Below are 12,804 nucleotides of genomic sequence, written 5' to 3' on the forward strand. Positions count from 1 at the left end.
GTTGCTTTTTCAAGTCTTGACGGGATGCGCCGGACACGGGCACGCTCCCCTCACGTTTTGAGAGCGCTCTCAGGAACGTTGCGCTCGTTCCACCCCGGAGCCAAGGAGGCTTCCCATGCCCATTGCCAGAGCAGCCAAGAGGGCCACCGTCCGCCTGGGGGCGGTCGCGCTCGCCGGGTCGCTCCTCGCCGCCTGCGGAGGCTCCTCCGACGGGGCCTCCGACGGTGCCGGCGGAAAGGTCACGATCACCGTCGACCTCTTCGGCTCCTTCGGCTACAAGGAAGCCGGGCTCTACGCCGAGTACGAGAAGCTCCACCCCGGCGTCACCATCAAGCAGACCGACACCGAGGACGAGGCCGACTACTGGAAGTCCCTGCAGACCCGCCTCGCCGGCGGCGGCGGCCTCGCGGACGTCCAGGGCATCGAGGTGGGCCGCATCGCCTCCGTCACCCAGCAGCAGGCCGACAAGTTCGAGGACCTGCGCGAGTACGGTGCCGACCGGCTCAAGGGCGAGTTCGCCGCGGCCAAGTGGGCCGCCGCCACCGGCAAGAACGGCGAGGTCCTCGGCCTCGGCACCGACGTCGGCCCCGAGGCGATGTGCTACCGCAAGGACCTCTTCGCCAAGGCCGGCCTGCCCACGGACCGGGCCGAAGTGGCCGGCAAGTGGTCCACCTGGGAGGGCTACCTCCAGCTCGGCAAGCAGTACAAGAAGAAGGCCCCGGCCAAGAGCGCCTGGCTCGACAGCGTCGGCAGCCTCTTCTCCGTCATGATCGGCCAGGAGGAAGAGCGCTACTACGACGCCTCCGGGAAGCTGATCTGGGAGACCAACCCCGCCCTGAAGAAGGCCTGGGACACCTCGGTGGAGGCCGCGCAGAGCGGTCTGAGCGCCGAGCTGGACCAGTGGTCGCCGCAGTGGAACCAGGCATTCGCCGCCGGCTCGTTCGCGACGCTGCCCTGCCCGGCCTGGATGCTCGGCTACATCAAGGGCCAGGCCGGTGACGCGGGCAAGGGCAAGTGGGACGTCGCCGCGCTGCCCGGCGGCGCCGGAAACTGGGGCGGCTCCTACCTCGCCGTGCCGCGGGCCGCGAAGAACAAGGAAGAGGCGTACAAGCTGGTCGCCTGGCTGACCGCGCCCGAGCAGCAGGCCAAGCTCTTCCGGAAGCAGGGCAGCTTCCCGTCCGCCACGGACGCCATCGCGCAGATCGCCGACGCCGAGGACCCGTACTTCTCCGGCGCGCCGATCGGCCAGATCTTCGGCGACGCCGCCAAGGCCGCGCCCGTCCAGGTCCTCGGCATTCACGACCAGAACGTCAACCAGCAGATCACCAACGCCCTGGGCGAGGTCGAGCGCAAGGGGACCGCGCCGGACAAGGCGTGGGAGAACGCGAAGAAGGGCGTCGCCAACATCACGGGCTGAGCCGGGCGCGCTGCTGGGCCGTGCGCGCTGCTGGGGCGGGGGCGGGGGCGGGGGCGGGGGCCGGCCGGTGTACGGGGTGGCGTCCGCCGGTCCGCCGGTCCGCCGGTCCGCCGGTCCGTCCGGGCCACTCCCGTCCGCCCGGCCGTACCCGCCGGATCGCCTGAGCGACCCGGTCCCGCTCCCGCCGAGTCGGAGGCACGGGTTCGCCTGTGTGGCCCGGTCCCGCTTACCCGGGTCGGTGCTCCGGTTCGTCCGAGCGGCCCGGGCCCGCATCCGCCGGGTCGGACGCTCTGGTTCGTCCGTGTGGGCCGGGTCCCGACACGCGGTCCGGTCGGACGCTCCGGTTCGTCCGTGTGGCCCGACGCCACCTCCGCCCAGTCGGACGCTCCGGTTCGTCCGGGCGGCCCGGCTCCACCTCGGCTCGGTCGGATGCTCTGGTTCGTCCGTGTGGCCCGAGCCGCCTCCGCCGAGTCGGGCGCCCCAGCTTGTCCGAGTCACCCGGCCCCGACTCCGCCCCGCCCGGCCGGCCGCTCCCGTTTGTGGCCCGGTCCCGCCTCCGCCCCGCCCGGTTGAACGCCCCAGCTAGTCCGAGTGACCCGACGCCGTCTCCGCCCCGCCCGGCCGGGCGCACCGGTTCGCCCGGTCCCGCCTCCGCCCCGCCCGGTTGAACGCCCCAGCTAGTCCGAGTGACCCGACGCCGTCTCCGCCCCGTCCGGCCGGGCGCACCGGTTCGCCCGGCCCGGTACCAGGCCCCGTCCGTCGGGTGCACGGCCCCCCCAATGGGGTCGTGTCCCGTCCGTTCCACCCCCGCACCTCGCCCCGACCACCTCGAAGGGCCGCACCGTGACCCTCACCGCACCCGCCCCGCCGGCTCCGTCCAAGCAGGCGGAGCCTGCCCGGACCGGTACTGTCCGGCGGGCCTGGCAGAGATTCTCGCCGTACGCCTATATCGCCCCGTTCTTCACCCTGTTCGCCGCCTTCGGCCTCTTCCCGCTGATCTACACGGCGTTCGTGTCGCTGTACCGGGTGGAGCTGCAGACGCCCGGCGACATGGAGTGGCGTGGGCTGGGCAACTACGCCGCGCTGCTGGAGGACGACTACTTCTGGCTGGCGCTGCGCAACACGTTCACCATCGGGGTGCTCTCCACGGTGCCCCAGCTGGTGATGGCGCTCGGGCTCGCCCACCTGCTCAACTACAAGCTGCGGGGCCGGACGTTCCTGCGTACGGCGATGCTGCTGCCGTACGCGACGTCGGTCGCCGCGGCCACGCTGGTCTTCGCCCAGCTGTTCGGCCATGACTTCGGCCTGGTCAACTATGTGCTGGGGCTCGTCGGTGTCGGCCCGGTCGACTGGCAGACCGGGACCGTGGCCTCGCAGGTGGCCGTGTCCAGCATCGTCATCTGGCGCTGGACCGGCTACAACGCGCTGATCTACCTGGCCGGCATGCAGTCCATCCCCGCCGAGCTCTACGAGGCCGCCGAGATGGACGGGGCCTCCCGGTGGCGGCAGTTCTTCCACGTCACCCTGCCCGGGCTGCGCCCGACCATCGTGTTCACGGTCGTGGTCTCCACCATCGGCGCGACCCAGCTGTTCGGCGAACCGCTGCTGTTCGAGGGCTCGATCTCGGGCGGCATCTCGCACCAGTACCAGACGCTCGGCCTCTACATGTACGAGCAGGGCTGGGGCTTCTTCCACCTCGGCCGGGCCGCCGCCGTGGCCTGGGTGATGTTCGTGCTCATCCTGGTGCTCGTCGGGCTCAACGCCCTGATCGCGCGCCGCCGTTCCCGCAAGGAGGCCGTCCGATGACCGCCCTGGCCCATCCGCCGGCCGCACCCGAGCAGCGCCGGCGCCGCTCGGGCGCGGGCCGCACCATGCAGGGCGGCAGGCTCGCCTACGCCATCCTGATCGTCGCCGTACTGATCTCCGCTTTCCCGTTCTACTGGACGATCGTCGCCGCCAGCCGCTCCAACGCCGACATGGCGAGGGTGCCGCCCACCCTGCTGCCGGGCCCGAACCTGATGCGCAACTTCGAGGCGGTGCTGGAAGAGGCCGACATCGGCAAGGCGCTGCTGAACTCCCTGATCGTGTCGGGCTCGATCACCCTGGGCACCGTGCTGTGCTGCACGCTCGCCGGGTTCGCCTTCGCCAAGCTCCGCTTCCGGGGCCGGGGCGCCCTGCTCGCGGTCACCGTGGGCACCATGATGATCCCGCCGCAGCTGGGCGTGATCCCGCTGTTCATGCTGATCGCCGAGCTGCAGTGGGTCAACCAGCTCCAGGCGGTGATCCTGCCCGGCCTGGTGTCGGCCTTCGGGGTGTTCTTCATGCGGCAGTACCTGGTGCAGTCGCTGCCGGACGAGCTGATCGAGGCGGCCCGCGTCGACGGCGCCTCCACCGCGCGGATCTTCTGGTCGATCGTCGTCCCCGTCGCCCGGCCCGGTATGGCCGTCCTCGGCCTGCTCACCTTCATGGCCGCCTGGAACGACTTCTTCTGGCCCATCGTCGCGCTGTCCTCCTCCGAGCCGACCGTCCAGGTCGCCCTGCGCCAGCTCGGCGGCGGCTACGTCCACGACCAGTCCGTGATCATGGCCGGCACCCTGCTCGGCACGCTGCCCGTGCTCCTGGTCTTCGGCCTGCTGGGCCGGCAGATCGTCGGCGGGATCATGCAGGGCGCCGTCAAGGGCTGACCCACGGGGCGCGGGCCCGCACGGCATCCGGCGGGCCCGGCCGCCGCACCCCCTCATCACCGACCTCACACCTTCTGGAGCCCCCTGCTCATGACCGCGCTCGACGCACGCCCTGGCACCACCGCGCTGCTCCGCTTCCCCGACGGCTTCCGCTGGGGCACCGCCACCGCGGCCTACCAGATCGAGGGCGCCGCCGCCGAGGACGGCCGCACCCCGTCGATCTGGGACACCTTCAGCCGCACCCCCGGCAAGGTGCGCAACGGCGACACCGGCGACATCGCCGCCGACCACTACCACCGCCTCGGCGAGGACATCGCCCTGCTGCGCCGCCTCGGCGTCACCGACTACCGCTTCTCCATCGCCTGGCCGCGCGTGCAGCCCACCGGCCGCGGCCCCGCCGTCCAGCGGGGCCTGGACTTCTACCGGCGGCTCACCGACGGACTGCGCGAGGCCGGGATCCGGCCGGTGGCCACGCTCTACCACTGGGACCTGCCGCAGGAACTGGAGGACGCGGGCGGCTGGCCGCACCGGGAGACGGCCTACCGCTTCGCCGACTACGCCGGCCTCATGGCCGGGGCGCTCGGCGACCGGGTCGCGACCTGGACCACCCTCAACGAGCCCTGGTGCGCGGCCTTCCTCGGCTACGGCAACGGCGTCCACGCCCCCGGCCGCACCAGCGCCCTCGCCTCGCTGCGCGCCGCCCACCACTTCAACCTGGCGCACGGACTGGCCACCCGCGCCCTGCGCTCGGCCCTGCCCGGCTCCGCGGAGGTGTCCCTGACGCTCAACCTGCACGCGCTGCGCCCGCACACCGACGCGCCCGAGGACGTGGACGCCGCGCGCAGGATCGACGCCGTGGGCAACCGGATCTTCCTCGACCCGGTCTTCCACGGGCGGCTCCCCGCGGACCTGGTCCGCGACACCGCCGCGATCACCGACTGGTCCTTCGTGGCCGACGGTGACCTGAAGACGGCCTCCGCCCCCATCGACTCGCTGGGCATCAACTACTACTCGCCCGCGATGGTCGCCGCCGGCACGTCCGAGTCGCCCTCCCCGTGGGCGGGCGCCGAGCAGTACGTGCGGTTCCTGCCCGTACCCGGCCCGCGCACGGCGATGGACTGGCCGGTGGACGCGGACGGCCTGCACGAACTGCTCCTGCGGCTGCGGGACGACCTGCCGGGCACCCCGCTGCTCGTCACGGAGAACGGCGCGGCCTACGACGACTACGCAGACCCCTCCGGCGAGGTCAAGGACCCCGAGCGGGTGGACTACCTGCACGCCCACCTCGCGGCCGTGCACCGGGCCATCGAGGACGGCGCCGACGTACGGGGCTATTTCCTGTGGTCGCTGCTGGACAACTTCGAATGGGCCTACGGGTACAGCAAGCGCTTCGGCATCGTCCATGTCGACTTCGCCTCCCAGCGCCGCACCCTGAAGTCCAGCGCCCTCTGGTACGCGGACGCCATCGCGCGCGGCGGCGTCCCCGCCCGGTGACCCGGTGACCCGGTGACCCGCTGGCCCGCTGGCCCGGTGACCCGGTGACCCGGTGACCCGGTGACCCGGTGACCCGCTGGCCCGGTGGCCGACGACCCGGCCCGCCTCCGCCCCGGGCGTCCGCCCCGTCCGGACGCGCAGAACAGGCGCCCCCACCCCCGCCGCGCCAGACTGACGGACAAGAGGGGGCCGGTAGCGGCTTCGCAGTCCTCACGCGTGCTGCTCGGGTGTTCGCTTCCGGCCCCCTTCTCCCACACGTCCCTCGACCCGGGGAACCAAGGACATGGCGCTGCACCGGACGAACCGCGGCGACGCGGCACCCTTCGACGACGTGTACGCCCTGCCCATCAGCGAAGCGGCCCTGCCCAAGTACCGCATCCCGCAGCGCGTGTCGGACGCCCGGGCGGTGCGGGCCCTCATCCACGACGAGCTCACCCTGGACGGCAACGCGGCGCAGAACCTCGCCACGTTCTGCACCACCTGGGCGGAGCCCGAGGTGCACGCCCTGATGGACGAGTGCCTCGACAAGAACATGATCGACAAGGACGAGTACCCGCAGACCGCGGAGATCGAGAACCGCTGCGTCCACATCCTTGCCGACCTGTGGAACTCCCCGCAGGGCACCTCGACCGTCGGCTGCTCCACCACCGGCTCCAGCGAGGCCGGCATGCTCGGCGGCCTCGCCCTGAAGTGGCGCTGGCGCGAACGCCGCCGCGCCGAGGGCAGGTCCACCGACCGGCCCAACCTCGTCGCCGGGCCGGTGCAGGTGTGCTGGGAGAAGTTCGCCCGCTACTTCGACGTGGAACTGCGCCAGGTGCCGCTGGAGGAGGGCGCGCGGGGGCTGCGCGCCCACCAACTCCGCGACCACGTCGACGAGAACACCATCGGCGTCGTCGCCATCCTCGGCGTCACCTACACCTGCGTCTACGAGCCGGTCGCCGAGATCGCCGCCGAACTGGACCGCATCCAGGAGGACTTGGGCCTCGACATCCCGCTGCACATCGACGCGGCCAGCGGCGGCTTCGTCGCCCCCTTCCTCCAGCCCGACCTGGAGTGGGACTTCCGGCTGCCGAGGGTCGCCTCGATCAACGCCTCGGGGCACAAGTACGGCATGGCCCCGCTCGGCGTCGGCTGGGTGGTGTGGCGCTCGGCCGACCTGCTCCCGGAGGACCTGGTGTTCCGGGTGGACTACCTCGGCGGGGACCTGCCGACCTTCGCCCTGAACTTCTCCCGCCCCGGCGGCGAGGTCGTCGCCCAGTACTACAACCTGCTGCGGCTGGGCCGCGAGGGCTACACCAAGGTGCACGGGGCCTGCGCGGACAGCGCCAGGATGCTCGCGCGCAAGCTGGCCGCCATGGGCCCCTTCACCGTCCTGCACGACGGGGAGGGCGGCCTCCCGGCGGTCTGCTGGACCCTCACCGACCCGGCCGCGACGCCGTTCACCCTCTACGACCTCTCCGACCAGCTGCGCCGGCGCGGCTGGCAGGTCCCGGCGTACCCGCTGCCCGCCGCACGCCAGGACACCGTCGTCGCCCGCGTCCTGGTCCGGCACGGCGTCGGCTACGACAAGATCGCGCTGCTCGCCGACGACATCCGCGCCGCCGTCACCCGGCTCACCGAGGCGCCCGCGCCGCACGTGGCGGAGCAGCCGGGCTTCCACCACTGACGCGCCACCGGCACGTCACCCGGTGCGCACCTCCGCGAGCCGCACCGGCCGGTGCTCGGCGAGGGACAGCGTGCACGCCTCCGCGATCCATCCCGCCTCCAGCGCGTCCGCGACCGTGCAGGGCGAGGGCCGGGACCCGGCCACCACCTCGGTGAACGCGGCCAGTTCGGCGCGGTAGGCGGCGGCGAAGCGGTCCATGAAGAAGTCGTGCGGCGTGCCCGCGGGGAAGCTCACGCCCGGCTCCGCCGACCGCAGCGGCAACCGGTCGTCCAGGCCGACGGCGAGGGAGTCGGCGAAGCCGTGGATCTCCATGCGCACGTCGTGACCCCGGCCGTTGTGGCGGGAGTTGGACACCACCGCGAGCGTCCCGTCGTCCAGGGTGAGCAGCGCGCCCGTGGTGTCGGCGTCCCCGGCCTCCCGGATGTGGGCGGCGCCCCGGTTGCCGCCGACGGCGTACACCTCGCTGACCTCGCGGCCGGTCACCCAGCGGATGATGTCGAAGTCGTGCACCGCGCAGTCCCGGAAGATGCCCCCGGATGCGGCGACGTACGCGGCGGGCGGCGGAGCCGGGTCCAGCGTCGTCGACCGTACGGTGTGCAGGGTGCCCAGCTCCCCGGACCGTACGGCCCGGCGGGCAGCGGCGAAACCGGCGTCGAAGCGGCGGTTGTACCCGATCTGCACCGGCACGCCCGACCCCTCGACGGCCTTGAGGACCTCGACGCCCTCCGCCATCGTCCGGGCGACCGGCTTCTCGCAGAACACCGGCAACCCCGCCGCCACCGCGGCCCGGAGCAGCTCCGGATGGGCGTCCGTCGCGGCGGCGACCACCACACCGTCGACCCCCGCCGCGTACAGCGCCTCCGGCGAGTCCACGACCTGCGCGCCGAACAGCTCCCCGGCGGCCCGCGCCGCGTCCGGGGACGGGTCGGCCACGACGAGCGAGTCGACCGCGTCCAGTCCGCGGAGCGTCTCGGCGTGGAAGACGCCGATCCGGCCGAGGCCGAGGATTCCGATGCGCATGGGGCTCCTTGAGAGGGTCGTGGACGGCTGTCACGGAAAGGGGTCATGGCCGCACGGCGATCCAGCCGCCGCTGCTCACCGAGCGCTCCATCGCCTCCAGGACGGCGGCACTGCGCACCGCGTCCCCGAGCGTGGCCCCGTACGGCCGGCCCTCGGCGATCGAGCGCAGGAAGCGGTACGCCTCCACGACCTTGAGGTCGTCGTAGCCCATGGCGTTCGCCGCGCCGGGCTGGAAGGCCCCGAACTCGCCGTCGCCGGGGCCGACGTAGACCCGGCTCACGGGCTGGTCCTGGTACGCCGTGCCGCGGCTGACGCCGAGCTCGTTCATCCTGCGGAAGTCCCAGAAGAGCGCGCCCTTGGTGCCGTGCACCTCGAAGCCGTAGGCGTTCTGCTCGCCGACCGACACCCGGCAGGCCTCCAGGACACCGCGGGCGCCGGAGGCGAAGCGCAGCAGGCAGCCGACGTAGTCCTCGTTCCCGACCGGGCCCGGGGCGCCGCCCGTGGCCCGCGCGTGGCCGGCGACGGCCCCGGTGGGGCGGGGCCGGTGGGTGACGAACACCGCGCTGTCGGCGGTGAGTTCGGTGATGTCGCCCAGCAGATGGCGGGCGAGGTCCGCGCCGTGCGAGGCGAGGTCGCCCAGCACTCCGCTGCCGCCGCGCTCCCGCTCGTAGCGCCAGGTCAGGGCGGAGTCGGGGTGGGCGGCGTAGTCGGAGAACAACCGGACGCGGGCGTGGGTGACCGCGCCGATCTCCCCGGCGGCGATCAGGTCGCGGGCCGTCTCGACGGCGGGCGCGTTGCGGTAGTTGAAGCCGACCGCGCCCTGCACCCCTGCCGCGGCGACCGCGTCGGCGACCGCGCGGGCGTCGGCGAGGCCCAGCCCGACCGGCTTCTCGATCCAGATGTGCTTGCCCGCGGCGGCCATGGCCGTGCCGATCTCGCGGTGCAGGAAGTTCGGCGCGGTGATGCTGACCGCCTCGACACGCGGGTCGGCCGCCAGCTCCCGCCAGTCACGGGTGGCGGAGGCGAAGCCGAACTGCGCGGCCGCCTCCTCCGCGCGGCCCGGCACCTCCTCGGCGACCGCCACCAGGTCCGGCCGTACGCCCAGGCGCGGGTAGTGGTGCGGAACACGGGCGTAGGCCCGGCTGTGCACCCGGCCCATCCAGCCGAACCCGACGACGGCGACACCGAGCGCGCGCACCACCATGTGGCTGACCCCTTGACTTGGACCGGTCCAACAGCTGTCCAGGCCACCCTGGGCGCGGCCTGCGCGAGGTGTCAAGCCCTTTGACAACCGGCGCGCCGCATGGAACGGTCCACCGCATGAGGCAGCCGACCATCCGTGACGTCGCCGAGCGGGCCGGGGTGTCCAAGTCGCTGGTCTCGCTGGTCCTGCGCGGCTCGGCGCAGGTGCGCCCGGAGAAGCGGGACGCCGTGCTGCGGGCCGTACGGGAGCTGGGCTACCGGCCCAACGCGGCCGCACGCAGCCTCAGCGAGCAGCGCACCCGCACGGTCGGCGTCCTCCTCAACGACCTGCGCAACCCCTGGTTCGTCGACCTCCTCGACGGCCTGAACTCCCTGCTGCACGACAACGGCCTGAACATGCTCCTCGCCGACGCCCGGCTGAACCGGCGCGCGGGCCAGGACCCGGCCGGACCTCTGACGGCCCTCGGTGTGGACGGCCTCGTCGTGGTCGGCACCCTGCCCGAGCCCGCCGCCCTCGACGCGGTCGCGGGGCGGGTGCCGCTCGTGGTGGCCGGGGCACGCGAGCCGGTGCCGCCGGGCGTGGACCTGGTGGCCGGCGACGACGAGCGGGGTGTCCGGCTGGTCACCGAGCACCTCATCGGCCTCGGCCACCGCCGGATCGCCCACCTCGCCGGGTACGGGGCCGTCGGTGAACTGCGCCGCCGCGCCTTCGAGGACGTCATGCGGGAACACGGGATCGCCGCCGGGGCCGTGGTCGAGCCGGGCGACATGACCGAGGAGAGCGGCCACCGCGCCGCCGTACGCCTGCTGGCCCGGGCCGACCGGCCGACGGCCGTCCTCGCCGTCAACGACACCGCCGCGGTCGGGGTCCTCTCGGCGGCCGAGGGCCTCGGCCTGCGGGTGCCGCACGACGTGTCGGTGACCGGTTACGACAACACCGGTGTCTCCCGGCTGCGCCACCTGTGGCTCACGACCGTCGACCAGGCGGGCCACGAGGTGGGCCGCCGGGCCGCCCGCTTCCTCCTCGACCGGTTCGCCTCGGCGGGCGGCGAGGGCCGGGTCCATCTAGCCGCGCCGACGCTGGAGGTGCGGGGGACGACGGGGCCGCCGCCGGGGTGAGTGGGCGGCCGGGCATCGCCGACGGTTTCAGAGACTGATGGCGTACGCCTTGCGCAGTGTCTCGTGGACCGTCCAGGTCGTACGGTCACCCGCCCGCAGTACGGCCATGTCACCGGGGCCGACCTGGAGGGTGGGGCCGTCATCGACCTCGACGGTCGCGCGGCCGCTGACGACGACGAACAGCTCGTCGGCCTCCGTGTCCGTCACCACGCCCGGGGTGATCTGCCAGACGCCCCGGATCTGCCTGCCGTCCGCCGACTCCCACACCACCTTCCCGGTCACCTCGGGCGTACCCGACACGATCTGCGCCGGGTCCAGCGGTTCGGGTTCGAGCTCGGCGTCGGGGATGTGGAGAGCGAAGCTGTCAGTCATGGGACCGACCCTAGCGAGCCGGCGCGGGCCCCCGGCGGCGACAGAGTGTGGGGTATCGGCCCTGGTGACGGGACATTCCGTCGGGCCGGCGAAGTGGCGGACGTGATCCCGCCGCGTGATCGTGGAGGGCATGGCGCAGAACGCGGCCCCGCGGCGGCACGGGCACGACACCCGGGAGGCCGTTCTGTTCGGCGGGGTGTACGGGGCGGTCCTGGCCAGCTCGATCGTCGCCGCCCTCACCCAGTACGGCCACTCCTCGCGCAGCGACCGCCGCTACGACGCCCTGTGGCTGCTGGTGACCGCGCTCGCCTCGGCGCTGGCCCACGGTTACGCCCACTACATCGCCGAGCGCGGACAGCACCGCCGCTGGGACGTCCTGCGCAGTCTCGCCGCCGAGTGGCCGCTGGTCGCCGCAGTCCTGCCGACCGTGCTGGTGCTCGCGGGCGCCGGCTGGGGGTGGTGGCCTGCGCAGAGCGTGGAGTACCCGGCCTTCACCCTCAACGTCGCGCTGCTCTTCGCACTGGGCGTGCTGACGGCACGCTGGGCGCACCGGTCGTGGGGCCGGGCCGTTCTCCTCGGCCTGGTGGACGCGCTGCTCGGGATGGTCGTGGTGGTCGCCAACGCGCTCATCAAGTAGCGCCGCCCGTACGGGCCCCTCCCCGCGGACCGACCCGCACGCACGCGTCCTGGATGCCCGGGACCGGCGCCCCTGCTTGGATGGGTGGCGTACGGACGCACCCGGAGGAGCCCCATGATCGACGTGACCCGGCAGATCGACTCCGTACGCCGCGAGGTCGGCCGCCGTGCCGTCGACGGCGGCGAGGTCCGCGCGGTGAGCGTGAGCCGGAGCTACGACGTCCCGGCCGAGGAGCTCTGGGCCGCCTGCACCGACCGCGAGCGCATCCCGCAGTGGTTCCTGCCGGTGTCGGGGGAGCTGCGCACCGGCGGCCGCTACCAGCTGGAGAACCACGCGGGCGGCACGGTCGAGCGCTGCGACCCGCCCCGCGGCTTCCTGGCCACCTGGGAGTACGGCGGCGACGTCAGCCGCGTCGAACTGCGCCTGACTCCCGAGAGGGAGGGCAGCACCCGCCTGGAGCTGGCGCACCTCGACCCCGACGACGACGCGAAGTGGGCCCGGTTCGGCCCCGGCGCGGTCGGTGTCGGCTGGGAGATGGCGCTGGTCGGCCTCACCCTCCACCTCAGCAGCGGCGCCCCTGTCGACCCGGCCCGGGCCATGTCCTGGTTCGGTTCCCCGGAGGGCCTCGCCTTCGTCGAGGCGGCCGCGGAGAACTGGTACACCGCCCACGTCACCGGCGGCGAGGACCCCGCCGTGGCCCGCGCCGCCGCCGACCGCACCCGCGCCGCCTACACGGGCGAGGACCCGTCCGCCTGATGCGGTAGGGTTTACCTGCACGATCACGCGGGATCACCCGCGGTTCGCGACACCGGGACGTGGCGCAGCTTGGTAGCGCACTTGACTGGGGGTCAAGGGGTCGCAGGTTCAAATCCTGTCGTCCCGACGGTGAAGACACGGGCGAAGAGGGGCCTTCCGAGGCCCCTCTCGTCATGTCCGGCGCCGCCCGGCTGCCCGCCGTACACACCGAGGACCGGCCCGCGCCCGCCTCGTCCCTCCACAGCCCGCGCCCTCCCTGACCAGTGATCGAAATCGATCGCGTGTGCGGCTATGATCCTCCGCAGCAAGGCCGTAGCGCAGTGGTCGTCGCGCCCACGCATCGAGCTGGAGGACGTCGGTTCGAATCCGACCGGCCTTGCGTCACTCGTTGATCTCGACGCGGACGCCGGGCACCGGCGAAGGACCGGTGGAGTGG

Annotated in this window: 11 protein-coding genes, 1 tRNA gene and 1 pseudogene; 10 read left to right on the forward strand and 3 right to left on the reverse strand. The window is 73.2% G+C overall.

Annotated elements, in window-relative coordinates; translation table 11 throughout:
- The first annotated feature begins 115 nt into the window (after positions 1-115).
- The 5 genes from ACIGXJ_RS32205 to ACIGXJ_RS32225 all read left to right on the forward strand — a co-directional run bounded on the left by ACIGXJ_RS32205 (position 116) and on the right by ACIGXJ_RS32225 (position 7,261).
- Positions 116-1,417: an ABC transporter substrate-binding protein gene (locus tag ACIGXJ_RS32205; protein ID WP_399652920.1), complete on the forward strand. Its 1,302-nt coding sequence runs from the start codon at positions 116-118 to the stop codon at positions 1,415-1,417.
- An 843-nt stretch (positions 1,418-2,260) separates the two neighbouring features.
- Positions 2,261-3,223 (forward strand): carbohydrate ABC transporter permease, encoded by a 963-nt coding sequence (locus tag ACIGXJ_RS32210; RefSeq protein WP_399652922.1) that lies wholly within the window; start codon positions 2,261-2,263, stop codon positions 3,221-3,223.
- The gene (locus ACIGXJ_RS32215) at positions 3,220-4,101 is read left to right on the forward strand and encodes a carbohydrate ABC transporter permease (protein ID WP_399652924.1); all 882 of its coding nucleotides are present in this window, start codon (positions 3,220-3,222) and stop codon (positions 4,099-4,101) included. Before ACIGXJ_RS32210 ends, ACIGXJ_RS32215 begins: the two co-directional genes overlap by 4 nt.
- 90 nt (positions 4,102-4,191) lie before the next feature.
- The gene (locus ACIGXJ_RS32220; RefSeq protein ID WP_399652927.1) at positions 4,192-5,595 is read left to right on the forward strand and encodes a GH1 family beta-glucosidase; all 1,404 of its coding nucleotides are present in this window, start codon (positions 4,192-4,194) and stop codon (positions 5,593-5,595) included.
- Between the two features lie 283 nt (positions 5,596-5,878).
- Positions 5,879-7,261: a glutamate decarboxylase gene (locus tag ACIGXJ_RS32225; RefSeq protein WP_399652930.1), complete on the forward strand. Its 1,383-nt coding sequence runs from the start codon at positions 5,879-5,881 to the stop codon at positions 7,259-7,261.
- A gap of 15 nt (positions 7,262-7,276) precedes the next feature.
- On the opposite strand, the gene ACIGXJ_RS32230 is transcribed toward ACIGXJ_RS32225, so the two are convergent.
- Entirely contained in the window at positions 7,277-8,281 is a 1,005-nt protein-coding gene (locus tag ACIGXJ_RS32230; RefSeq protein WP_399652933.1) for a Gfo/Idh/MocA family oxidoreductase, read from the reverse strand.
- Between the two features lie 43 nt (positions 8,282-8,324).
- Positions 8,325-9,482, reverse strand: coding sequence for a Gfo/Idh/MocA family protein (locus tag ACIGXJ_RS32235; RefSeq protein ID WP_399653309.1), 1,158 nt, complete (start codon positions 9,480-9,482; stop codon positions 8,325-8,327).
- Between the two features lie 119 nt (positions 9,483-9,601).
- Between ACIGXJ_RS32235 and ACIGXJ_RS32240 the strand changes: the two genes are divergently transcribed.
- Complete coding sequence (locus ACIGXJ_RS32240; RefSeq protein ID WP_399652935.1) at positions 9,602-10,603, forward strand: LacI family DNA-binding transcriptional regulator; 1,002 nt, start codon at positions 9,602-9,604, stop codon at positions 10,601-10,603.
- Between the two features lie 27 nt (positions 10,604-10,630).
- Here the strand turns inward: ACIGXJ_RS32240 and ACIGXJ_RS32245 are convergent, their stop codons facing one another.
- Positions 10,631-10,975: a cupin domain-containing protein gene (locus ACIGXJ_RS32245; RefSeq protein WP_399652938.1), complete on the reverse strand. Its 345-nt coding sequence runs from the start codon at positions 10,973-10,975 to the stop codon at positions 10,631-10,633.
- 130 nt (positions 10,976-11,105) lie between these two features.
- On the opposite strand from ACIGXJ_RS32245, the gene ACIGXJ_RS32250 reads away from it, so the two are divergent.
- The 4 genes and pseudogenes from ACIGXJ_RS32250 to ACIGXJ_RS32265 all read left to right on the forward strand — a co-directional run bounded on the left by ACIGXJ_RS32250 (position 11,106) and on the right by ACIGXJ_RS32265 (position 12,747).
- A complete protein-coding gene (locus ACIGXJ_RS32250) occupies positions 11,106-11,612 on the forward strand; it encodes a hypothetical protein (protein ID WP_399652940.1) in 507 nt (168 codons plus the stop codon).
- 114 nt (positions 11,613-11,726) lie between these two features.
- Positions 11,727-12,368 (forward strand): SRPBCC domain-containing protein, encoded by a 642-nt coding sequence (locus tag ACIGXJ_RS32255; protein ID WP_399652943.1) that lies wholly within the window; start codon positions 11,727-11,729, stop codon positions 12,366-12,368.
- Positions 12,369-12,421: 53 nt separating this feature from the next.
- Positions 12,422-12,495, forward strand: a tRNA-Pro gene (locus ACIGXJ_RS32260).
- A 179-nt stretch (positions 12,496-12,674) separates the two neighbouring features.
- A pseudogene (locus ACIGXJ_RS32265) lies at positions 12,675-12,747 on the forward strand.
- Positions 12,748-12,804: the final 57 nt, after the last annotated feature.

Source organism: Streptomyces sp. NPDC053367 (assembly GCF_044545925.1).
In the GTDB taxonomy this organism is placed as follows: Bacteria; Actinomycetota; Actinomycetes; order Streptomycetales; family Streptomycetaceae; genus Streptomyces.